The organism is Aminobacter sp. MDW-2, assembly GCF_014250155.1.
Taxonomy (GTDB): Bacteria; Pseudomonadota; Alphaproteobacteria; order Rhizobiales; family Rhizobiaceae; genus Aminobacter; species Aminobacter ciceronei.
This window is the reverse complement of sequence record NZ_CP060197.1, coordinates 295,734-317,534: the sequence shown is the minus strand read 5'-3', so window position 1 is coordinate 317,534 and position 21,801 is coordinate 295,734. Positions and strand designations below refer to the sequence as shown.

Below are 21,801 nucleotides of genomic sequence, written 5' to 3'. Positions count from 1 at the left end.
ACCCTTAGCGGGCTTCGACGAAGGCCGCGAGGTTTTCAAGCGACGAGGCGATGCCCTCGCGATGGTCGTCCTCGCTGATGCCCGGGGGCACGTTTTCGCAGCTGACGGTGACCCGTGTGCCGCCTTCGACCGGTTCCAGTGTCGTCACGATCCGCATGGTCCCGGCAAAGGACGGGTCGTCCGATTCGAATTCGACGAGCTCGATGACGCGGCGGCCAGGAATCAGTTCGGCAAACCGGCCCTCGAAGACATCGGCATTGTCGGTGGTCTTGCCGTGCCCATGCTCGTCTTCATAGATGAAGGCCATACGAAAGGTGCCGCCCTCGCGCGCGTCGAAGGCCAGGACTTCGCCGCGCATGCCCTGTGGCGGACGCCAGCTCGCCACGGCTTGCGGCTCGATCAGCGCCCGGTAGATGATGTCGGGCGTAGCCTTGATGAGGCGCGATCCCGTGTCCGTCCGTCCGTGCTCACCAGCGCCTGCCATCTGCGCCTCGTCCCTGTTCGTCAGCCGGCTGCTTGCCGCGCCTTGAGCAGGCTCTTCGGTGCCTGCCTCAACCAGGCGTGTTCGAGCTTTGTCCTCAGCTGATCGGCTGGAATGTCGTGGATGCGCACCAGGAACACCGGCCAGCCCTTGTAGTGGGCGGTCTCGAAATAGAGATGCGGATCGGCCTCCATCAGCATCTCCTTTTCCTCGAGCGCGCACACCACCGCCACCGTGTCGGCATCCTTGACGCGGCAGAGGAATTTCTTGCGGACGTGAAGCGACGGCGTGCCGTAGGAGGTGCCTTCGACCACCTCAGCCAGTCCTTCGGCCGCAGCTAGCAGCTTGTCGAAGGCAGGCCGGAGGTCGTCGGTCATGGCACTAGGCGGCGAAGCGCTGGGTTTCGCCGCCGTAATAGTTGATGTAGCGGGCGCCGATTTCCTTGACCGGCATGACGATGAAGACGTCGGTCGTGCCGAAGTCGTGGTCGATGACGCAGCCGTCGCCGATCTTGGCGCCAACGCGCAGATAACCCTTGATCAGCGGCGGCATCGCAGCGATCGCCGACTTGGCGTTGACTGCTTCGATCGGCATCAGGTCCATGGCGCAATAGCGTCCGGCAACTGCCCGCACGTCCCAGTCTGCGCTGGTGCGGCAGTGATGGGCGAGATAGGTCAGCGCCTCGGCATGCGCTGCGGGCACAGTGCCGTGGAACGATGCGCAACCGGTCATGACGTCGATGTCATAGCGGTTCAGATAGGCCCAGATGCCTTGCCACAGCGCCTCGATGGTGCGCTTGGAGCGGTATTCGGGCAGCACGCAGGAACGGCCGAGTTCGAGGAAGCGCTGGCCGGGATGGCGGGCGATGAGCTTGTTCAGCTCGAACTCGTCGTCGGAGTAGAAGCCGCCGGCCGCCGTTGCGCGCTCTTGGCGCAGCAGGCGATAGGTGCCGACGATTCGGCGATGCTCGGGGCCATTGATCGAGGTATCGAAGACCAGCAGGTGATCGCAAATATCGTCGAACCGGTCGGCGTCGCGCCGCTCGATCGAGTGCAGCGCCTGCTTCCTGGCACCGAGTTCGTCGAAGAACACGCGGTAGCGCACTTCCTGGGCGGCGGCGATTTCCGCCTCGTCCCGGGCGAGGCGAACCTCAAGCGTCCCGATCCGTCCGAGCGGCGTCCCTGGCAGTAAAGGTTTGGAAGGCACTGTCACCTTGGCGCCGTTGGCTTTCTGAGTGTCACTGTCCGGCAAGGCTGTATGCACGGGTGATTCTCCTTCGAGCCATCCCTCCTGGCGCGGGGATACGGTGTCGGTGCTACAGGATTGTGACAGTATCGTGATCAACCTGTCGCGGCAAGTCTGGGCGGGCAAGCAACGTCGAGTAGCCGGCTAGGAAAATCACCGTGATTTAGTTCACGCAGCGGCCCGCTGCTCGACGAGATTGATCAGGACATCGGGGTCGAGCGGCTTGGTGACGAAGCCGCTGGCGCCATGGGCGAGCACCGCGTGGCGGGTTTTTTCCTGGCTGTCGGCGGACAGCACCATGATCGGCACGGCAGCCAGGCCATGCTGCTCCTCATGCCTGCGAATGGCCGAAATGGCGTCCAATCCGTCCATCACGGGCATATGCATGTCCATCAGCACGACATCGTAGCGCCGCTTGCGGCTGGCGCCCGTCACCGCTTCGACGGCGGCCTTGCCATTGTTGACGACGTCGACGCGATGGCCTGCTTTCACCAGCACGGCGCGGGCGAGCATGGCATTGATGTCGTTGTCCTCGGCGATCAGCACCGACAGGCCGCGAAGCTGCGAATGATTCGCGGGCTTGGCCGCAGCGCGACGGCTGGCAAGCTGCGGCTTGCCCGGCACCACGCCCTGATTCGCCAGAAGTATCCGCAGCAGCGTCTCGCCGCGAACCGGCCGGGCCAGGAAGGTGGCATAGCCGCTGGCGCGCAGTTCGCCGAGCAGTCCGCGGTCGGTCGGCGCGATCAACGTGATCGCCTCGCTGGCGGAGAAGCCGGTTTCGCGCAATTGCTTGAGCAGACGGCCGTCATTGTCCTCGAGCGCGGCGTCGACCAGCAGCGCGTTGCAGCCTTCGGCGAATGCGGCGGCCTGTTCGGGCGTCACCGCAATGTCGGCGCGGCCGCCATGCGCGCGAATGGTTTCGGCCAGTGCTTCTGCCTCGGTGGTGTTTCTTGACAGGATGACGGCACATCGGCCGGCCAGCGCATCGGCATTGGTCTGGGGCGTATCGGTTGCGCCAAAAGCCGGCAGTTCGAAGGCGAATTGCGAGCCTTCGCCGGGTTGGCTGGTGACGGTGATCGTGCCGCCCATGGCGGTGACCAGCCGTCTGGAGATGGCGAGCCCGAGCCCGGCGCCGCCATGCGAGCGTGTCGAGGTGCCGTCGGCCTGCTCGAACTCCTCGAAGATGCGCTCGACGTCCTCGGGACGCAGGCCGGGGCCGGTATCGCTCACTGTGAAGCGGATCTTGCCGGGATGGTCGTCGCTGGTCCGCTTGACGCTGAGCCGGACGCCCCCGGCGTCGGTGAACTTGATGGCGTTACCGATCAGGTTGAGCAGCACCTGGCGGACGCGGCCAGGATCGGCCGAGATCATCTGCGGCACGTTGGACGCGACATGGCAGCCGAGCCCGATGCCCTTGGCGAATGCGCGCGACGCCAAAAGCTCGACGACACTGTCGGCGATCTCGCGCGGCGACATCGGCTGGGGCTCGGGATCGAAGCGGCCCGCCTCGATCTTGGAGTAGTCGAGCAGGTCCTCGATCAGCGCCAGAAGCGCGCTGGCCGAGGTCGAGACGGCGCCGACATAGGTGCGCTGCTCGGGCGACAGTTCGGTGTCGTGCAGAAGCTTGGCCATGCCCATGATACCGTTCATCGGCGTGCGGATCTCGTGGCTTACGGTTGCCAGGAAGCGCGACTTCGCCTGGCTGGCATATTCGGCGCGCTCGCGGGCGCCGATAAGGGCGGCTTCGGCGCGCTTGCGGGCGGTGATGTCGCGGGCGATGGCCCGGTGCGACACTGCGTTGCTGGCCTTGTCGCGCACCGAAAGCTCGATCCACGAGAACCAGCGCACGACGCCGTTGGAGCGGATGCCGACATCGGTAGAGCTCAGGCATTCGCCGTCTGAGAAGGCGGCGTCCGGCACCACGCCGACATCGACGCCGAGTTCGGCAAGCGTGCGGCCGGCGAGATCGCGCGGGTCCTGGCCGATGAGTCCGGCGAACACCTTGTTGGCATAGACGATGCGACCGTCGCGGTCGCGATGGACGACAAGATCGCCAAGCGCGTCGATGAGGCCGCGGAAGCGCTCTTCGCTTTCCTGCAACTCCCACATCCGGTCGGCAAGGGTCTCGATCTCGGCCCGGTTGCGCGAAGCGTTCTCGGTGATCTCTTCCGCGGCTCGCGCGCGCTCGCCCAGGCTGCGCGACAACAGCACCATGCCGGCGAGGCCGATGGCAAACAGGCTGGCGCTGATGAAAACAGGCGCGCCGGTCAGATGCGCGAGGCCCGACAGCACCAGCACCGCGACGATGATCGCGAAATAGAGGCCGCGCGGCGGCTCCTTCGGCAAAGCGGGGGCAAGCGGTGGCGGCGTGATGATACGGCGGTGCGACTGGGCATCGGTGTCGGCGATGGCCGCGCCTTGCGTCGTCTTTTCTCCCGTCGTGCCAGATTCCGTCATCATGGCGGAAGCCTAGCACCGAGAGCTTAGGGAAGATTTTGGCAGATAGATCGAATTTTAGCGGTCGTGCTTTTTAGCAATAGGACGGCCGGGAAATACTGCGATTACTGGACGTAGCTCTTGTAAACGTAGCCGCGCTTGCCGTTGAAAACGATTTCGCACCATTGGGTGCAGGAAACCAGTTCGACTGAGGTCTTGGCCGGAATGACGCCGAGCACCGCGCCGCCTTTTTGCGGTTTGGCGCGCATGTTGACCGAGCGCTTGATGACGGCAGCCTTGCCGCCCTCGCGGGCCTCGGCAGGCTTCGCCTCGGCGTCGATCGCCTTGACTGCTGCGGTTTCGGCCGGATCGGTCTTGGCGTTGGTGTCGGTCAGCGCGAGTGCCGCCGTCTCGGTCGGGTCCTTGGCGATGACCTTTTCGGCGCCGGGAATGGCCGGCATGGCTTCGAGCGGTTGGGTTGCGCCCGCCTTGACCACCTGCGCCCATCGCGGGTCGGCGGCCAATGGCATGTCGGAGGCTTCCTCGGCGGCAGCATCCGAAACGATGATCGAGCTGGCAGCGGAAGCGACGCGGCTCTTGCGGCCGGTTGGCTCGGCGATGATGGTGGTGATCTTTTCCTTGGATGGCTCGGTCTCGACCTGCCTGGCTTCCTGCACGGTGTCGGCCGAGTTCTGGCCCATATGAGGCACGATGAAGAGGGCGGAGACGGCGGTTACGCTCATCAGGGCGGTCATTGCCAATACACCGCAAACCAAGCCGCGGTTCGGCGCGTTCTCGCGCCAGGAAGCCGGCTCGGCTTTCATAAACATCATCGCGGAGCGCGGCTGATTGGCTGCGCCCAACCCGAAGGGCATTTTCACTAGCAACTCTCCACTCAGGCCCCAAGTGCTCGGAATAGCGAGCTCCCCCACCTGTCGTTTTGACCCGCAAATCTACGCCGCGTAGCCGCCAGACAGTTCAGTCGGTACCTTTCGGCCCGTCCACCAAACGCACCATGATGAGCGATTGTGGCAGACCTTGGACCCGATTGCGACCTTAGTGAAAAAAATCTTAACCGCTTAGTCAAGTCTGTGGGTAAGCTGCGGATGACCTCACGGCTCTGTCACATATTGTATTGTGACTTGATCGACCTATTTGTCGGCCGCCTTGGGTTCGCTGCGGCTGCGCCGCCAGGCGATGAATTCATCCAGCACCACCAGCGCTGCGCCCACCGAAATGAACACATCCGCCAGGTTGAAGATGGCAAAAGACCACACCGGCGTGTGGAACAATATGTAGTCGATGACGTGGCCGTAGACGGTGCGGTCGATGAGGTTTCCCAGCGCGCCGCCGACGATCAGCGCAAAGCCGAAGCGCGAGATCACCTGCGCTGGCGTGGTCTTGATGGCGAGGAAGGTGACGAAGGCGACGACGACAGTCGTCAGCACGATCAGGCCGGTATCGCCGACATTGGAGAACATCGAGAACGCGATGCCGGTGTTGTAGGTGCGATAGAGCGCCAGGAACGGCAGCAGGTCGACCTTGTCGTGCATGACAAGATTGGCCTCGACGAGCACCTTGATCCATTGGTCGAGTGCCACGGCAAGAGCTGCGACGATCCCGTAGACTGCGACTGGCTTCAACAGCGGCCTCCTTCAGCGCCGCGTACCCTCCCGGGCACGCATGGGACGCCGTAACAGTTTGATTTCGTGCATGATCCTTTCCAAAAATCGAAGCTGATTTTTGGGGTCATGCACTAAAGCTTCAGCGCGCCGCGCCGGATTTCGAACAGCATGACGCCGGTAGCGACAGCCAGATTGAGCGAATCGGCGCGGCCCGCCTGCGGGATGCGCAAAAGCTTGTCGCAGGCGTCGGCGAGATTGTCGGGAAGGCCCTGCTGCTCGTTGCCCATCATCAACAGCACCGGGCGGTTGCCAAAATCGACGGACCGGTAATCGACAGCGCCCTTGAGATGCGTGCCGGCGACGGTGCCGGGGAAGTTCTTGCGCCATTCGAGGAAGGCATCCGGATGCGTCTTGGCAACAGGCACGGCGAAGATCGAGCCCATGGTCGCCCGCACGGTTTCGAGTGAGAAAGGGTCGGTGGTGTCGCCGACCAGGATGACGCCCTTGGCGCCAACCGCATCGACGGTGCGGATGACGGTGCCGAGATTGCCGGGATCGCGCACCCGGTCGAGCGCCACCCAGACGTCGTTGCCTTTCGGCCTGATGTCCTTGAGCGGCACGAAACGCTGGCTGAACACGCCGACAACCGCCTGCGGATTGTCGCGGCGGGTGATCGCCGTCAGCACTTTTTCCGAGACTTCGAGCACGTCGCCGCCCAGCGCCACGGTGCGCGCGGCGATCTTTTCGACTGCCTGGTTGCCGAGCGCCGACTTGGCGAAGATCAAAGTCTTGATCGTCCATCCGAGGTCGAGCGCGTCGATCACCAGCTTCAGGCCTTCGGCCAAAAAGGCGTTCTGCTGGTCGCGGAATTTCTTCAGCGAGAGCGCCTTGATGTCCTTGACCAGCGGGTTGGCCAGGCTGGTCACTTCCTTGACGCGGCCAGGGGCTCCGGTGCGGTGTTCGCTCATTTGGCCACCCAGCGTGAGAACAGCGATGTCGAAAGCGCCCGTCCTGCCGACTTCTCGCGGATGACGAGTTCGCCCGATTCGATGGTGCCGCCCATGCCGGCGAAGGTATCGCGCATCAGGGCATGGATGGCGAAGAACGAGGCGCGGATCGAATAGGCAGTAAGCACCACCGCCAGCGGCTTCGGCGTCAGGATCGAGCGGCAGATGTCGGTCATCGCCGGCAGGCTCTCGAACAGCTGCCACACCTCACCCTTGGGACCGCGGCCATAGGCCGGCGGATCGAACAGGATGATGTCGTAGCGGCTGCCGCGACGCTCCTCGCGCTCGACGAACTTCATCGCATCCTCGCAGATCCAGCGGATCGGCTTGCTGGAAAGGCCTGCCATTTCCTGGTTCTCGCGGGCCCAGCCGATGGCCTTCTTCGAGGCGTCGACATGGGTCACTTCGGCGCCGGCACGCGCCGCGACCAGCGAGGCAAGGCCGGTGTAGCCGAACAAATTGAGCACCTTGACCGGGCGTTTGGCGTCGTCGATCAACCGGGCCATGTGGTCCCAGTGCGTCGCCTGTTCGGGAAAGACGCCGACATGGCGGAACGAGGTGAAACGGCCCTGGTAGGACAAGCCGTCATGACGCATCGGCCATGTTTCGCCGAGCGGCGCCTTCGGAAAGCGCCAGCGGCCAATGCCTTCTTCGTCAGTGTCGCCGGTGAAGACGGCGTCGGCGCGGTCCCAGTCCTTCGCCGGCAGCGCGCGCTGCCAGATCGCCTGTCCCTCTGGGCGGACGATGCGGTAGGGGCCGTATTGTTCGAGCTTCTGGCCGTCGCCGCTGTCGAGCAGCGCATAGTCATCGTTCGGCGCAACCTCGAGGATCAGCGGCAGGCGTTCGGCCGGCAGTGCGCCTTCGCGGCGGGCAAGCTTGCGCGGTTCCGATTTCGGCTCGGCCTGATGCTTTGGTTCTGCCTGATGGTCCTGGCGCAGGGTTGCGCGTTGCTCCGGCTTGCGCTCTGGCTGCCGCTCGGTGCGGTCGCGCGTCTGTGCGGGAGCGGCACCGCCCTTGCGGGGCGGCTGCGGGCGGCTGTCGCGGCGTTTGTCGCGCGGATGCTTCAAGGAACGGCGTCTCCGGATGGTTGGCCGCTTTTGACACAGGCCACGGTACACCGCAACCGGACGGGCGGTCGCGGGCGTCTCGCAGCCGCCTTCCGGCGCCGCCGTCTCCGCTCTATCGTGCTGCCAAACCCGCCCGAGAATCATGTCGCGCTCCGAACGCCTGCTCGACCTCATCCAGATCCTGCGCCGCCACCGCCGGCCGGTGAGCGGCTTGACGCTTGCCGGCGAGCTGGACGTGTCGATCCGCACGCTCTACCGCGACATCGCTACCCTGCAGGGCCAAGGAGCGCCGATCGAGGGCGAACCGGGGCTGGGGTATGTGCTGAAGCCCGGCTTCATGCTGCCGCCGCTGATGTTCACCGACGAGGAGATCGAGGCGATCGTGCTCGGCTCGCGCTGGGTGGCGAAGCAGCCGGACACAAGGCTGTCTGCGGCCGCCGCCGATGCGCTCGCCAAGATCGCTGCCGTGCTGCCCGACGATTTGCGCGAGGAGCTTGACGCCACGGCCCTTCTGGTTGGCCCGAGTGCCGAGGCGACACGCGAGGGCGCTGATCTCGGCATCATCCGCCAGGCGATCCGCGCCGAGCGCAAGCTAGAGATGACCTATCAGGACGCTTCGGGCACCGGCTCGCGGCGCATCGTCTGGCCCTTTGCGCTCGGGTTCTTCGACAAGGTCCGCGTCATGGTGGCGTGGTGCGAGATGCGCCAGGATTTTCGCCACTTTCGCGCCGACCGCATTTCGGAACTCGCCGCGATCGACACTCGCTATCCGCGCCGCCGCGCCGCCATGCTGAAGGAATGGCGGGCGACGCTCGACACCACAAGGAAGCTTTGAACGCCACTGCCAGAATCTGACAGTGGTGCCGGCTAGGGTTCTCCGCATCCAACAAGGAGAACAGCGATGCGCAGCCCCAGCTTCATTATTCTTTATGTCGACAAGCCGGAAGCCAGCGGTGCCTTCTATGCCAAGCTGCTCGGCCGCCAGCCGGTGGAGACGTCACCGACCTTTGTCATGTTCGTGCTCGACAACGGTTTCAAGCTCGGCTTGTGGTCGCGCCGCACCGCTCAGCCGGCGGCGTCCGCAGCGGGTGGCGGAGCGGAACTGGTGCTTGCCGTGGAATCGCCCGGGGCGGTTGACGCGACCCATTCAGACTGGGCGGGCCGTGGACTCAACATTCTGCAGGCGCCAACCGACATGGATTTCGGCCGCACCTTCGTCGCGCTCGACCCTGACAATCATCGCTTGCGTGTCTACTGCCTCGACGAAGCGGCGGTGTAGCTATGGGCACGGGCAATTGGCTGGCCGTCGCCTCGGCCGATCATGTGCGTATCGGCAGGGTCAGCGGCTTCATGCAAGTCTGCCATGGCAAGGTAGGCCCACTGCGGCGGATCGGTGCCGGAGACGGGGTGGTCTATTATTCGCCGGCGAACGTCATGGGTGGTAAGGACGGGCTGAAATCCTTCACCGCAATTGGTTGGGTGCGGGCGGGCGACGCCTATCGGTTCGACATGGGCGGCGGCTTCGCGCCTTCCCGCAAGGATGTTGATTGGGCGGCGGCACGGGAGGTACCCGTAGCGGCGCTTGCCGGCCAACTCGACTTCACCGCCATGCCCAATTGGGGTTACCAGCTGCGTTTCGGTCTCTGTCCGCTGTCCGCGCACGACTTCCGCCTGATTGCGGAAGCCATGGAGGTGGACGAAGTGGAGCTCAGGCCTTCGGCTTGAGCGACTCGTAAACGGCGATGCCGGCGGCAAGATCTTCCAGAGCGGCACCGACCGACTTGAACAGGGTGATCTCGTCCGCCGACTGGCGGGCGGGCTTCTGGTCGCGGGCGAGTTCATGCAGGTCGGCGACGATGGCGTCGGCCGTTAGCACGCCTGCTGCGATCGGCTGGACGATGTCGCCGGCTTCCTTTGTGGCGCCGGCGCGGGTGTCGACATAGACTCGCGCCTTGGCGATCGCGTCGTCATCGGCCTCACGCATGCCGGGCGTGAAACCGCCGACGAGATCGACATGGGCGCCGGGCTTGAGCCTGGCACCCTCGACCAGGGGCGTGGTCGAGATCGTGCCGGCGGTGATAATGTCGGCCCAGCCGAGTTCGGCATCGAGGTCGGAGACGGCAGTCGCCTCAAACCCCTCGTCGCGCAGCGAGGCAGCAAGCGTTTCGGCGTTGGCCGGCGTCCGGTTCCAGACGCGGATCTCTTTGATCGGCCGCACAGCTGCATGTGCCCGTGCCAGGAACCTGCACTGGGCGCCGGCACCGATGACCAGCAGCTTCGAGGCGTCCTCGCGCGCCAAGTAGGACGCGGCGAGTGCCGAAGCGCAGGCGGTGCGCCATTGGGTCAGGCGCGGGCCGTCCATCAGCGCCTGCGGCTCGCCGGTGATCCCATCGAGCAGCAAATAGAGCCCGACGACCGCCGGCTTGGCGATGTCGTTGTTGTCGGGCGAGACAGTGACGATCTTGACGCCGATATGCCCGTCGGCCCCTGCACCCGCGGCCTTGAAGTCAGTCCAGGCCGGCATCAGCAGCAGGGTCGAATCGGTGCCCTTGGCACGCTCCACTGTGTGGTGATGACGCACGGGCTGCACCGCACCCTCGCGAAAGGCCGTGCGCAAAGTCTCGACCAATCCCGGAAAGGTCAAGGCGCGGTCGATGTCATCGGCCGAAAAGTGCAGCATGAAGTTCTCCCTGAAAGGTGGTCGCGCCCAAGCGGATCAGTTGGGGCGCGGCAGGGCCGGGCCCTGGGCAACCGGCGGCCGCTGGGCGGCTGCCTGGCGAAGGCTTTCGGCCTCGAGGCCGCGCTGGCGAGCGATCTTGCGAAAGCGGCCCTGTTTGAACCAGGTCACGGCACCGCCGAGAATCACCCCGAGCGCCAGTGCAACGAACAGCAGCACGAACAACGGTGCCTGGATGGTCAAAGCCGGATTGCCCGGATTGAATGGGTCGAGCGTGAACGCAGTCGGTGCGCGATTGGCCACGGCAAGCGCGATCAGCACGATCGCCACCGGCACGAAGACAACGATGAGCATGAAGCGGTTGAACATGTATTTTCCCGTTTAAAGTCCCGCCGCCGCAGCCGCCTGGCGGTCTATTTGGCCGAGTTCAGCCGCTCGCGCAGCTCCTTGCCGGTCTTGAAGAAAGGCACCCACTTTTCCTCGACCTCGACGGATTCGCCGGTGCGCGGGTTGCGGCCGGTGCGGGCAGGGCGGTTCTTGACCGAAAAAGCGCCGAATCCGCGCAACTCGACGCGGTTTCCGTCGGCAAGGGCATCGGTGATTTCGTCGAAAATGGCGCTGACGATGTTCTCGACATCCCGCAAGAACAGATGCGGATTGCGTGTGGCAATGATTTGCACCAGTTCAGACTTGATCATGTGCTCGGTCCCCGTCGAGATGGTGATGATTTTATTTGTTTTTCAGCCGCCTGAGACAGCTTTTTCAGCCTGCCAGAGCGACAGCATACCGTCAAGGAACAAGCGGTCGGCGCCGATTTCCTTGAGCAATTCCGACGAGACGTCGCCCATGCCGAGTGCGTGGCCAAGGGCCTGGGCAATCGAGTTTGGCAGGAGGAAGCTGCCGGTGCGGGCCGGCTTCCATTCGATGACCTCGAGCTTGGCGTCGACGCCCTTGGTGCCGAGCCAGGCGATCGCCTGGTCCTCGCCGCCGACCTCGTCGATAAGCTTGTTGGCGAGTGCCTGGCGTCCGGTCCATACCGAGCCGTCGGCAAGGGCGGTGGCCTCGGCCTTCGACATCGAGCGGCGTTCAGCGACGGTACCGACGAACCAGTCGTAGCTGTCGAGGATCATGTTGCGCATCATGGCGCGCTCTTCGTCGGTCGTCGGGTTGAATGGATTGGGCTCCGCCTTCAGCGGCGACGACTTGATCTCCTCGAGCTTGACACCAAGCTTGTCCATCAGCCCGGTCAGGTCGGGAAACTGCACAAGGACGCCGATCGAGCCGACGATGGACGATTTGCGCGCCACGATATGGTCCGATGCCGAGGCGATCATGTAGCCGGCGGATGCGGCAAGCGTGCCGACCTGGGCGACGACAGGCTTTTCTGCCGCGATCTTGCGCACGGCGTCGTAGATCGCCTCGCCGCCGGCGGTGGTGCCGCCGGGCGAATCGATCGACAGGATCACGCCCTTGACGGAGGCCGACTTGCGGACCTCGTCGAGGCGGCGCAGCAGGTCCTCGTCCTCGGTGATCGTGCCTTCGATGCGGATCTTGGCGATATGGCTGGCGGTCACGCCCGGAATGCGCTCGCCGGCCAGCCATGTCGACATGCCGACGACGGCGAAGGCTGCGATGAGAAACGCTACGACCCGCCAAAAGGTCAGCTTGCGTCGCAAGCGGCGTCGGTCGATCAGATCGTCGGCTTTCATGGACATGGCGTGCCTCGCATGCTGTGCAGGCTAGCGCTTTTAAAGCAACGCTTTGGCGAGAGCCACAGCTTTCCTGCCGCAGCTGACGTTGCGGGAGTTGGGATTTGTAAGCTAAATAGCCATATTGGGGTTTGCATCCAGGCAGCCGGACGCGGGGCAGCAGTGCGTTCGGTCGCAACTCTTTGACCTTATGGTCATATTTTCGTGGCTTTCATCCGCTTCACCGTGCCGGCCTGAAGGGCGGCTTGGACAGTTTGAAGAAGGACATTGCAGTTGGCGCGACCAATCGAGACGAGTGGCGGCGGAGGCGGCGTCGCGGCTGACACCGCAATTGCGCTTGCGACTTCGCGCGCCGATGCTTTCGACCTCGCAGCGCGTCATTCGCGCCGCGTCCGTTTCCTCAAGCGCGCTTTGCCGTTGGCGGCGCTCGCGCTGGCGGCACTGTTCGGTGGCTACACCTACCTTGCCGCGCCGCCGTCGCTGAAGGTCAAGGCGGAAGGTGCCGCCTTCTCCGAAGGCAAGCTGGTGATGGCCAAGCCCCAACTCAGCGGCTTCACCCGCGACAACCTGCCTTATTCGATGACCGCCGACCGTGCCGTGCAGGATCCGGCCAACCAGGGCGTCGTCGAATTGCTCGGCATCGATGCCAAGCTACCGATCTCAGCCGAGAACGTCGCCCAGGTCGATGCGGCGCGCGGGGTCTACGACCGCGAGGGAAATACGCTCAATCTGACCGAGCAAGTAATCGTAAAGACCAGCGACGGTATGGTCGCCAAGCTCAAATCGGCGTATCTCGACATGGGCAGTGGCGCGATGAAGTCTGACGAACCGGTTGAAATAAGCCTTGACGGTTCAAAGATCACGTCCGATTCGATGTCCATGCTCGAAAACGGCAAGGTTGTCGTGTTCGAGAAAAAGGTACGCGTGGACATCGATCCCGCGCGAATGAAGGCGGCGCAGAATGGCAGCGGAGGCGGGAGTGCGGCAAATTAGGTCTTGGCGGTCATTGGCCGCGTTAACATGCGCGGGCGTGATGCTGTGCACCGCCGGCGCTTTTGCGCAGGATAGCCAGAGCAGGCTTTCAGGTCTCAAGCTCTCGGGCGACCAGCCGATCCAGATCGAGAGCGACAAGCTCGAGGTCCGCGAATCGGAGAATCTCGCGATCTTCACCGGCAATGTCAGCGTCACCCAGGGCCCGACTGTCATGAAGTCGGGCAAGATGACCGTCTATTACGCCAAGGATGGCGGCTCGGCCGCCACCGGCTCGGCCAACATCGACAGGCTTGAAGTCGACGACAAGGTCTATGTGAAGTCCGACAAGCAGGTGGCCACCGGCGACCGCGGCACCTTCGATATGAAGACCGAGGTGCTGGTGATGTCCGGCAAGGAAGTCGTGCTGTCCGAAGGCGATAACGTGCTGGTCGGCTGCAAGCTCACCGTGCAGATGAAGACCGGGCTTGCCCAGGTCGACGGCTGCAACAAGGGCACCAAGGGCAATGGTCGCGTTATGATGTCGATCACACCGGGGTCGCAGAAGAAATAAATGACTGAGGCATCTTCGCTGTTGTCGCGTCTGAAGCCTGGCTCGGCGCAAAAACTTGCCGCGCCCGCGACAACAGGCAGTGCCAAGAGCGGTAAGTTCAAGGGCACGCTGATCGCCAAGGGGCTGACCAAAGCCTACAAGGGCCGGCAGGTGGTCTCGGGCGTGACGCTCGGCGTCCGCGCCGGCGAGGCCGTCGGCCTGCTCGGCCCCAACGGCGCCGGCAAGACGACCTGCTTCTACATGGTTACGGGGCTCGTTCCCGTCGACCAGGGCACGATCGAGATCGACGGCTTCGACGTCACGGCCATGCCGATGTACCGCCGTGCCCGTCTCGGCATCGGCTACCTGCCGCAGGAAGCCTCGATCTTTCGTGGCCTGTCGGTCGAAAACAACATCCGCGCCATTCTCGAAGTGGTGGAGAAGAGCCGCAAGGAGCGCGAGAAGTCGCTCGATGCGCTGCTCGAGGAGTTCCACATCAGCCATCTCCGGAAGTCGCCGGCGATCGCCTTGTCGGGCGGCGAGCGCCGCCGCCTCGAGATCGCGCGCGCCTTGGCGAGCCGGCCCAACTACATGCTGCTCGACGAGCCTTTCGCCGGTATCGACCCGATCGCCGTCGCCGACATCCAGCAACTCGTCCGACACCTGACCAAGCGCGGCATCGGCGTTCTGATCACCGACCACAACGTCCGCGAGACGCTGGGCCTGATCGACCGTGCCTACATCATCCATGCCGGCGAGGTGCTGACCCATGGCCGCGCCGACGAGGTCGTCGCCAATCCCGACGTCCGCCGTCTCTATCTCGGCGAGGGCTTCACCCTTTAGGGCTGCCCGCCAGCGCACAACGTGCCGGTGAAATGCGCAGCCTTCCTTCACCATTGCCGGGCAATGCGCCGGCAATCTCGATAGCGAATCCCCAATCTGCTTGACATGCAAAAGCCGGGCCAGTTTTATCGCGGCTGGCGAGCGCGCCGGTTTTCGGCTGCGCAGGATCGGGATCGGACCACTTCGAGCAATGGCGCTGTCGGCGAAACTACAGCTACGGCAGTCCCAATCGCTGGTGATGACGCCACAGCTGATGCAGTCGATCAGGCTGCTGCAGTTCACCCATACCGAGCTTGAACGTTTCATCGACGACGAGATCGAGCGCAATCCGCTGCTCGAACGGGCAGAAGTGCCTGACGACGCGCCGGCTGACCAGTTCCCCAAGATCGAGACCCAGGGCGAGGCCAGCGCGGCCGGCGAGGACTGGTTCGAAGGCGAGGCCGGCTGGAGTTCCGAGGCCATCTCCGAAAAACTCGACACCTCGCTCGAAAACCTGTTCCCCGATGACCCCGGTGCCGTCGAGCGCATGGGACCCGACCTTGCCATGCAGTGGAAGTCGGCGTCTTCCGGCTCCGGTTCGGGCGGCGGCTCCGAAGGTTTCGACATGGAGGACATGGCGGCGGCCGCCGTCACCTTGCGCGACCATGTCGGTGAGCAGATATCCTTCGCCTTCACCGACCCGGTAGAGCGGCTCGTTGCCTCCGAATTGAGCGACTGGCTCGACGAAGCGGGCTATTTCCGTGGCGAAGCCGACGAGATCGCGGCGCGCTTCGGTGTCGACGAGGCCTTCGTGCTGAGGGTCCTTGCCGATTGCCAGGCTTTCGATCCTGCCGGCTTGTTTGCCTGCGACCTGGCAGAATGCCTGCGCATCCAGCTCATCCGCCGCGACCGGCTCGATCCGGCGATGGCAGCGTTGATCGACAATCTCGACCTTCTCGCAAAACGCGACTTCCAGAGCCTGAAGCGCATCTGCGGCGTCGACGAGGAGGATCTGCTCGCCATGCTGGCTGAGATCCGCGCACTCGATCCCAGGCCCGGCGGAGCCTTTGTCGGCGGCTCAGCCGATACCATCGTGCCCGATGTCGAGGTGCGCCAGGCCGCCGACGGCAGCTGGGCGGTGGAGCTCAATCCTGACACCCTGCCACGCGTGCTGGTCGACCAGGTGTATTTCGCCCAGGTCACCGGTCGCACCAAGGACGCGGCTGAACGCAACTTCCTCAGCGAGTGCTTGCAGAACGCCAACTGGCTGACCCGTAGCCTCGACCAGCGCGCCAAGACCATTCTCAAGGTCGCCTCGGAGATCGTGCGCCAGCAGGATGCCTTCCTGGTCCACGGCGTGCGCCATCTCAGGCCGCTCAACCTGCGCACCGTGGCCGATGCCATCGGCATGCACGAATCGACCGTCAGCCGAGTCACAGCCAACAAGTACATGCTGACGACGCGTGGCGTGTTCGAACTGCGCTACTTCTTCACCGCCTCGATCGCCTCGGCGGAAGGTGGCGACGCGCATTCGTCGGAGGCGGTACGCGACCGTATTCGCCAGATGATCGAGGAAGAGCAGGCCTCCGACGTGCTGTCCGACGATGCCATTGTGGATATCCTCAGGAAAAGTGGCGTCGACATCGCCCGCCGTACGGTCGCCAAGTACCGGGAAGGCATGAACATCGCCTCGTCGGTGCAGCGCAGGCGTGAAAAACGCGCGCTGGCAGGTGCCGCCGGCTAGGCCGAAAGGCGCGGAATTCAGGCCTCTCCCGCGCTTGATTGACAATCCTTAATGAAGTGTCTAGAAGCCCGCCCGCATGAAGAGGGCTCAGCCCACCAAGGAAAGATGCGGCACAGGATGGCTTGTGACACGAGCCTGCGGCTGCCGGCGGGTGGCCCAAGATCAGCCGACAAGTTCGGACTTAAAATTGGTGTGACAGGCGAGCCAACGCTTGTTTGCATCTGCCACGGGTATAAACTCGGACCGGTTTGAAGTCTGAACAGAAAAGGTCAGTTTTCAGATGAGCCTGCGCATATCAGGAAAACACATGGACGTCGGCGATGCGTTTCGTACGCGCATTGAGGGACGTATCGGCGAAGCGATCGGCAAGTATTTCGATCGCGGCTTCTCCGGGCACGTCAACGTCGTGAAGGCCGGCTCGCGCTACACCGCCGATTGTGTGGTACGGCTCGATTCGGGCATGTCGTTGCAAGCGACCGGTGACGCACAGGAACCGACTGCCGCGTTCGACGCGGCGGCCGACAAGCTCGAGACTCGCCTGAGGCGTTACAAGCGCCGGCTGAAGTCGCACAATCTGGGCGCCGGCAACGGTGAATTGACCGATGTCGCCTATTCGGTGGTCGCAGCGCTCGTCGATGACGACGAGGATGTGCCCGAAGATTTCGCGCCCGCCATCGTTGCCGAGTCGACGATGGTTCTGAAGACGATGTCGGTTGCATCGGCCGTCATCGAACTCGACACCAAGGATAGCCCTGTTGTGGTCTTCCGCAATGCCGGCAATGAGCACCTCAACATCGTCTACCGCCGGTCTGATGGAAACATCGGCTGGATAGATCCCTCGACCGCAAAGGTCGCCCAGGGATAGTAGCCGCCACCGCATGTGGGGTTTTGGGGCAATGCGGCGGTGAGCACAGCAAGGGAATTTCAGCATGGATCTGAGTGATCTGATCGAGGCTCCGGCAATCATGCCGGCCTTGAAGGCGAATTCGAAGAAGCAGCTTCTGCAACTTCTCGCCGAAAGGGCCGCATCGATTTCCGGTATCCCCGAGCGGGAGGTGTTCGACACCATCCTTCAGCGCGAGCGTCTTGGCTCGACGGGTGTCGGCAATGGCATCGCCATCCCGCATGGAAAGCTCGCAGGCGTAAAGCGCATCACCGGCGTTTTTGCGCGTCTGGAAACGCCCGTCGATTTCGAGGCGCTGGACGACCAGCCGGTCGATCTGGTCTTCCTGCTGCTGGCCCCCGAAGGGGCGGGAGCCGACCATCTCAAGGCGCTGTCGCGCATTGCACGCGTGCTGCGCGACGCCGATACGGTCGCCAAGATTCGCGGCACGCGTGATGCGGCGGCGATCCACGCGCTGCTGTCGGAAACGCCGGCTTCGCACGCCGCCTGATTTCGATGTTTCGGAAAAGTTTGGGAAGGGCCGCATTTTGCGGCCCTTTGCCGTTTCGCCATCCTGTCGCCGGCCGAAAGCGCGGGCTACAGGTTAGTGGATGGCTACGGTCGTCAGGTCGTTTTCCATCGCACCCGCAAGCGCGCGGTCACGGGCATCGGACAACAGGATCGGTTCGCCGGTCGCGGCAAACAGCGCCCACAACTCGAGGCCGGGATCGATCTCGGTCAGGCCTGGGAAACGGCCGCGCAGATCGTCGCTGGATACCTTCCTGAGATAGGCGACGGAGCCTTCGCCGAGATGGGCGAGCTCGCCCGTGGTCATCGTGTGTCTCTGGGCAGTATTGGGCATTGTAGCCTCCTTCTAGCCAGGATGCCGTATTGGCCATCCCGCATGAGAGCCATCGGCAGTGCTTAGTCTGCTACCGATATGTTTATTTTCCGTACCAGTCGCTCGGCTTCCGGCCGGTCGAGATCGACCGAGAGCAGACCGTTCTTCAGATCGGCCGCAATCACCCGCATCCCGTCGGCCAGCACGAAGCAGCGTTGGAACTGTCGTGAGGCGATACCGCGATGCAGGAACTCGCGCTCCTTGTCGTCGCTCTGTCGACCGCGCACGATGAGCTGATTCTCCTCGACGGTGACTTCGAGATCGTTTTCGGCGAAACCGGCGACCGCAAGCGTGATCCGCAGCCTCTCGCTCCGTTCATCGGCATCCCTGATGCGTTCGATGTTGTAGGGCGGGTAGCTGTCGCCCGACTTGGCAAGGCGCTCCAGCGTCTTTTCCATCGTGTCGAAGCCCAGGAGAAGCGGGCTTGAGAAGGGCGTCATACGGCTCATGTTACAGCTTGTCCTCCGAGAGCGACATAATGCGGAAAAACCCGGATGGCATTTTCCCGTCTGTTGTTGATATGGTCCGCGCCGTCGGCAACTTCAAGACTGCAAAAAACTGCCCAACAAGGAAAGAAAATGCCCGTACCGCGCAAGATAATCATCGACACTGACCCCGGTCAGGACGATGCCGTCGCCATTCTGCTGGCGCTGGGGAGCTCCGAGCTCGACATTCTGGGAATTACCGCTGTTGCCGGCAACGTGCCGCTCAAGCTGACCGAAAACAATGCCCGCAAGATCTGCGAGCTGGCAGGCCGTCCCGACATCAAGGTCTATTCCGGCGCCATCAGGCCGCTGATCCGCGAACTGGTCACCGCCGAGGAAGTGCACGGCAAGACCGGCCTGAACGGCCCCGATCTGCCCGAACTCACAATGAAGCTGCAGGAACAGCATGCCGTCGACTACCTCGTCGAGACGCTGATGCGCGAGGAAGCCGGCACCATCACTTTGTGTCCGCTCGGCCCGCTCACCAACGTCGCGCTCGCCCTCATCCGCGAACCCAGGATCGCCCCACGTATCAAGGAGATCGTCTTGATGGGCGGCGGCTTCTTCGAAGGCGGCAACGTCACCCCTGCCGCCGAGTTCAACATCTATGTCGATCCGCATGCGGCCGACGTGGTGTTCCGCTCGGGCGTGCCGATCGTCATGATGCCGCTCGACGTCACCCACAAGGCGCTGACCACGACCAAGCGCATCGACGCCTTCCGCAAACTCGGCACCAAGGTCGGCCTTGCCACGGCGCAGATGCTTGAATTCTTCGAACGCTATGACGAAGGCAAATACGGCACCGACGGCGGCCCGCTGCATGATCCGTGCGTCATTGCTTACCTTCTCAAGCCGGAGCTGTTCCAGGGCCGCCACTGCAATGTGACAGTGGAAACCTCCTCGGAGCTGACCATGGGCATGACCGTCATCGACTGGTGGGGCGTCACCAAGCGTCCGAAGAACGCCATGGTGATGCGCGACATCGACCATGACGGCTTCTTCGCGCTGCTCGTCGAGCGCCTTGGCCGGCTGTGAAGCCGCCAATGTTTGGAGGAAGAAGGGGCGGTACATGGCCGCCCCTTTTGCATTGCCGATCTGGCGAAAGATCTACCGCGTCCGCGAAAACGCCAGCCAGACGCCGCCGCCGACAAGGAACGTGCCCGAGATGCGGGTCATCAGCTTGAGGCGTTTGGCCGACAGGAACTTGCCGGCGCGGCCTGCGGCAATCGCGTAGGCCGAATCCGACATCGCCGCGAAGACCATCGCTGTGACGCCCATGATGACGATCTGTTGGGCGTAGTTGGCGCTCGGGTCGATGAACTGCGGGATGAAGGCGCCGAAGAAGATCAACGTCTTGGGGTTGCTGATCGCAACCAGGAAGCCCTGCAGGAAAAAGCCGCCGCGCGGCCGCCTGGGCGTGCCGTCGGCGGCGAGCTCGCCTCCCGAGCGGAACATCTGAATGCCGAGCCAGATCAGATAGGCGGCGCCCAAAAGCCGGACCCATTCGAACCAGTGCCCCATCGCCTCGATCATCTGGTTGAGGCCGATGCCGACGATGGCGATCATCATGGCGACGCCGATCTGCGTGCCGGCGGCGTTGGCGAGGCCGGCGCGCGTGCCATGCCTGATGCTGGACGCGATGATCAGCGTGACCGTCGGCCCCGGTATCAGCACGATGACGATGCAGGCGACGACATAGGCGGCGTAGAGTTCAAGCGACATGTTCCATTCCTCCGGCGGTCGACCGACACTAAGCACGCGAAGTTTTTGCGTGTCTAGTGGGCGGAACTCAACCCATGAGTGCTGTGTCCACCTCGGCGGCCAGCGGGATCGCCGGCTGGGCGCCTGGCTTCAGGCAAGCGAGCGATCCGGCGGCGGCGGCGCGGCGGAGCGCGTCCTTGAGGTCGAGTCCCGCGGACAGGCCGGCAGCGAGATAACCGCAGAAGGTGTCGCCGGCACCGACGGTGTCGACAGGGGTAATCTTTAGCGCCTCGACATGGATGAGCTCGTCGCCTCTTGCCGCCAGGACACCATCCCCGCCGAGCGTGACGATGACAGTGGCGCCGGTGCTCCGGGCGAATTCGCCCATCCGCTCCGGCCGTTCGCCCGCGGGCAGCGAAAGCGCCTCGGCGTAGAGGTCGAATTCGGTTTCATTGGCTATGACATAGTCGGCCTTGCCGACGAAGCTTGCCGCCTCGGCGCGGAAGGGGGCGGTGTTCAGTATGGTCACGGCGCCGGCACTGCGTGCCGCCTCAAGCGCCGCGTCGACGGTCGCAAGCGGGATCTCGTGCTGCAGGAGCACGATGTCGCCCTTCTTGAACTGTGCCTTGGCGAGATCGCCCGGCACCACCGAACCGTTGGCCCCCGGCACCACCGCGATCATGTTCTCGCCGTCACCGCCGACAAGGATCAATGCGATGCCTGTGGCGGCCTGGATCTCGGCCACGCCGGAAAGGTCGACGCCGCCGCTTTTGAGGAAGGCGACGGCCTCGCCGGCGAAGGCATCCTTGCCGACCGCGCCGACCATGCGCACCTCAGCGCCCGCGCGTGCGGCGGCAAGCGCCTGGTTGGCGCCCTTGCCACCGGGCGCCGACTTGAAGTCGCCGCCGGGTACGGTCTCGCCCGGGCCGGGCAGGCGGCCGACGGTTGCGATGAGGTCGAGGTTGATGGATCCGACAACGGTGATCACGGCAGTCTCCTGAAAAGTCAGCCGGAAACTACATTGTGTCGCGGTCGCTTGCCAGATGGTGCCTGGTCATTCGCAGCGGAAGACGACCTGGGCCTGGTAGGTGCCGGCCGGGAATATGCCGGTCGACTTGGTGGCTGTCAGGTTCACCGGGATGATCCTGGTTCCGTTTGACACCCGCGTGATCGTGCTGCCGCCATAAGTCACACTATCCACCGTGTAGGTGGAGGCGAAGGTCACGTTGGCATCGCCGCCGCTTGGCGCCGAGAGGAAGTTGACCGGGGCGGGTGCCGACAGGCCATAGCAGTCGAGCAGGTTCAGGATCGAGCACAATAGCGAGCTGGTTGTCACTGTCACCGAGGCGGCCGAGCCCCCGGCCTGGCTGGAGCCGAAGACATTGATCGTCGGATTGGGCGACAGCGTGCCCGTTGTCTGGACGTTGATGGTGCAGGTGCCGATGATCGCCGCCTGCGCAGGCGCAGCGGTGAGCCAGAGGCTCAAGATCCCCAGG

27 protein-coding genes are annotated in these 21,801 nt (G+C 63.9%); 10 read left to right on the top strand and 17 right to left on the bottom strand.

Annotated elements, in window-relative coordinates:
* Window positions 1–4: 4 nt before the first annotated feature.
* The 8 genes from H5P29_RS01625 to H5P29_RS01590 all read right to left on the bottom strand — a co-directional run bounded on the left by H5P29_RS01625 (window position 5) and on the right by H5P29_RS01590 (window position 7,861).
* Window positions 5–484, bottom strand: a complete 480-nt coding sequence (locus tag H5P29_RS01625; RefSeq protein WP_067954894.1) for an SRPBCC family protein — start codon at window positions 482–484, stop codon at window positions 5–7.
* A gap of 20 nt (window positions 485–504) precedes the next feature.
* Window positions 505–858: an MmcQ/YjbR family DNA-binding protein gene (locus H5P29_RS01620; protein ID WP_067954892.1), complete on the bottom strand. Its 354-nt coding sequence runs from the start codon at window positions 856–858 to the stop codon at window positions 505–507.
* Between the two features lie 4 nt (window positions 859–862).
* Window positions 863–1,693: a GNAT family N-acetyltransferase gene (locus H5P29_RS01615; RefSeq protein WP_246787043.1), complete on the bottom strand. Its 831-nt coding sequence runs from the start codon at window positions 1,691–1,693 to the stop codon at window positions 863–865.
* A 201-nt stretch (window positions 1,694–1,894) separates the two neighbouring features.
* Window positions 1,895–4,186, bottom strand: a complete 2,292-nt coding sequence (locus tag H5P29_RS01610) for an ATP-binding protein (protein WP_067954889.1) — start codon at window positions 4,184–4,186, stop codon at window positions 1,895–1,897.
* A gap of 101 nt (window positions 4,187–4,287) precedes the next feature.
* On the bottom strand, window positions 4,288–4,917 hold the full coding sequence (locus H5P29_RS01605) for an SH3 domain-containing protein (protein ID WP_169808288.1): 630 nt from the start codon (window positions 4,915–4,917) through the stop codon (window positions 4,288–4,290).
* A gap of 396 nt (window positions 4,918–5,313) precedes the next feature.
* Entirely contained in the window at window positions 5,314–5,805 is a 492-nt protein-coding gene (lspA, locus tag H5P29_RS01600; protein ID WP_067954885.1) for a signal peptidase II, read from the bottom strand.
* A gap of 113 nt (window positions 5,806–5,918) precedes the next feature.
* Complete coding sequence (locus H5P29_RS01595) at window positions 5,919–6,755, bottom strand: RNA methyltransferase (protein ID WP_067954883.1); 837 nt, start codon at window positions 6,753–6,755, stop codon at window positions 5,919–5,921.
* Window positions 6,752–7,861, bottom strand: coding sequence for a class I SAM-dependent rRNA methyltransferase (locus H5P29_RS01590; RefSeq protein WP_067954881.1), 1,110 nt, complete (start codon window positions 7,859–7,861; stop codon window positions 6,752–6,754). Before H5P29_RS01590 ends, H5P29_RS01595 begins: the two co-directional genes overlap by 4 nt.
* A 142-nt stretch (window positions 7,862–8,003) precedes the next feature.
* Between H5P29_RS01590 and H5P29_RS01585 the strand changes: the two genes are divergently transcribed.
* The 3 genes from H5P29_RS01585 (at window position 8,004) to H5P29_RS01575 (ending at window position 9,586) form a co-directional block, all read left to right on the top strand.
* Window positions 8,004–8,696: a YafY family protein gene (locus H5P29_RS01585; protein ID WP_154384564.1), complete on the top strand. Its 693-nt coding sequence runs from the start codon at window positions 8,004–8,006 to the stop codon at window positions 8,694–8,696.
* 66 nt (window positions 8,697–8,762) lie between these two features.
* On the top strand, window positions 8,763–9,140 hold the full coding sequence (locus tag H5P29_RS01580; protein WP_154384565.1) for a VOC family protein: 378 nt from the start codon (window positions 8,763–8,765) through the stop codon (window positions 9,138–9,140).
* A 2-nt stretch (window positions 9,141–9,142) separates the two neighbouring features.
* Window positions 9,143–9,586, top strand: a complete 444-nt coding sequence (locus H5P29_RS01575) for an EVE domain-containing protein (protein ID WP_154384566.1) — start codon at window positions 9,143–9,145, stop codon at window positions 9,584–9,586.
* On the opposite strand, the gene H5P29_RS01570 is transcribed toward H5P29_RS01575, so the two are convergent.
* From H5P29_RS01570 to sppA, 4 genes are read right to left on the bottom strand one after another with little or no spacing between them, the layout of a single operon-like run.
* Window positions 9,570–10,541: an ornithine cyclodeaminase family protein gene (locus tag H5P29_RS01570; RefSeq protein WP_154384567.1), complete on the bottom strand. Its 972-nt coding sequence runs from the start codon at window positions 10,539–10,541 to the stop codon at window positions 9,570–9,572. The two genes, H5P29_RS01575 and H5P29_RS01570, sit on opposite strands and share 17 nt — an antisense overlap.
* A gap of 36 nt (window positions 10,542–10,577) precedes the next feature.
* Window positions 10,578–10,907 carry a LapA family protein gene (locus tag H5P29_RS01565; protein ID WP_067954871.1) on the bottom strand — a complete coding sequence of 110 codons (330 nt, stop codon included), beginning with the start codon at window positions 10,905–10,907 and terminating at the stop codon, window positions 10,578–10,580.
* 44 nt (window positions 10,908–10,951) lie between these two features.
* Entirely contained in the window at window positions 10,952–11,236 is a 285-nt protein-coding gene (locus tag H5P29_RS01560) for an integration host factor subunit beta (protein ID WP_055981346.1), read from the bottom strand.
* 42 nt (window positions 11,237–11,278) lie between these two features.
* A complete protein-coding gene (gene sppA / locus H5P29_RS01555; RefSeq protein WP_067954869.1) occupies window positions 11,279–12,253 on the bottom strand; it encodes a signal peptide peptidase SppA in 975 nt (324 codons plus the stop codon).
* A 267-nt stretch (window positions 12,254–12,520) separates the two neighbouring features.
* Between sppA and lptC the strand changes: the two genes are divergently transcribed.
* The 6 genes from lptC to ptsN all read left to right on the top strand — a co-directional run bounded on the left by lptC (window position 12,521) and on the right by ptsN (window position 17,729).
* Window positions 12,521–13,240, top strand: coding sequence for an LPS export ABC transporter periplasmic protein LptC (gene lptC, locus H5P29_RS01550; RefSeq protein WP_067954867.1), 720 nt, complete (start codon window positions 12,521–12,523; stop codon window positions 13,238–13,240).
* Window positions 13,241–13,280: 40 nt separating this feature from the next.
* Window positions 13,281–13,790 carry an LptA/OstA family protein gene (locus tag H5P29_RS01545; protein ID WP_172582912.1) on the top strand — a complete coding sequence of 170 codons (510 nt, stop codon included), beginning with the start codon at window positions 13,281–13,283 and terminating at the stop codon, window positions 13,788–13,790.
* Window positions 13,791–14,612, top strand: a complete 822-nt coding sequence (gene lptB / locus H5P29_RS01540; RefSeq protein ID WP_067954865.1) for an LPS export ABC transporter ATP-binding protein — start codon at window positions 13,791–13,793, stop codon at window positions 14,610–14,612. It begins immediately after the preceding gene.
* A gap of 190 nt (window positions 14,613–14,802) precedes the next feature.
* A complete protein-coding gene (gene rpoN, locus H5P29_RS01535) occupies window positions 14,803–16,335 on the top strand; it encodes an RNA polymerase factor sigma-54 (RefSeq protein WP_067954863.1) in 1,533 nt (510 codons plus the stop codon).
* Window positions 16,336–16,615: 280 nt separating this feature from the next.
* Window positions 16,616–17,200, top strand: coding sequence for a ribosome hibernation-promoting factor, HPF/YfiA family (gene hpf / locus H5P29_RS01530; protein ID WP_067954861.1), 585 nt, complete (start codon window positions 16,616–16,618; stop codon window positions 17,198–17,200).
* A gap of 64 nt (window positions 17,201–17,264) precedes the next feature.
* A complete protein-coding gene (gene ptsN / locus H5P29_RS01525) occupies window positions 17,265–17,729 on the top strand; it encodes a PTS IIA-like nitrogen regulatory protein PtsN (RefSeq protein WP_067954859.1) in 465 nt (154 codons plus the stop codon).
* Window positions 17,730–17,822: 93 nt separating this feature from the next.
* Here ptsN and H5P29_RS01520 read toward each other — a convergent pair whose 3' ends face one another.
* Together H5P29_RS01520 and H5P29_RS01515 are read right to left on the bottom strand one after the other, a co-directional pair.
* Complete coding sequence (locus tag H5P29_RS01520; RefSeq protein ID WP_067954857.1) at window positions 17,823–18,080, bottom strand: DUF1150 family protein; 258 nt, start codon at window positions 18,078–18,080, stop codon at window positions 17,823–17,825.
* A 62-nt stretch (window positions 18,081–18,142) separates the two neighbouring features.
* Entirely contained in the window at window positions 18,143–18,568 is a 426-nt protein-coding gene (locus H5P29_RS01515; RefSeq protein ID WP_154384569.1) for an Hsp20 family protein, read from the bottom strand.
* 129 nt (window positions 18,569–18,697) lie between these two features.
* Here H5P29_RS01515 and H5P29_RS01510 point away from each other — a divergent pair, with 129 nt between their 5' ends.
* Window positions 18,698–19,639: a nucleoside hydrolase gene (locus tag H5P29_RS01510; protein ID WP_154384570.1), complete on the top strand. Its 942-nt coding sequence runs from the start codon at window positions 18,698–18,700 to the stop codon at window positions 19,637–19,639.
* A 72-nt stretch (window positions 19,640–19,711) separates the two neighbouring features.
* Here the strand turns inward: H5P29_RS01510 and H5P29_RS01505 are convergent, their stop codons facing one another.
* From H5P29_RS01505 to H5P29_RS01495, 3 genes are all read right to left on the bottom strand, one after another.
* Entirely contained in the window at window positions 19,712–20,326 is a 615-nt protein-coding gene (locus tag H5P29_RS01505) for a LysE family translocator (RefSeq protein ID WP_067954851.1), read from the bottom strand.
* Between the two features lie 67 nt (window positions 20,327–20,393).
* Window positions 20,394–21,293: a ribokinase gene (locus H5P29_RS01500; protein ID WP_067954849.1), complete on the bottom strand. Its 900-nt coding sequence runs from the start codon at window positions 21,291–21,293 to the stop codon at window positions 20,394–20,396.
* 66 nt (window positions 21,294–21,359) lie between these two features.
* The gene (locus tag H5P29_RS01495) at window positions 21,360–21,791 is read right to left on the bottom strand and encodes a hypothetical protein (RefSeq protein ID WP_246790358.1); all 432 of its coding nucleotides are present in this window, start codon (window positions 21,789–21,791) and stop codon (window positions 21,360–21,362) included.
* Window positions 21,792–21,801: the final 10 nt, after the last annotated feature.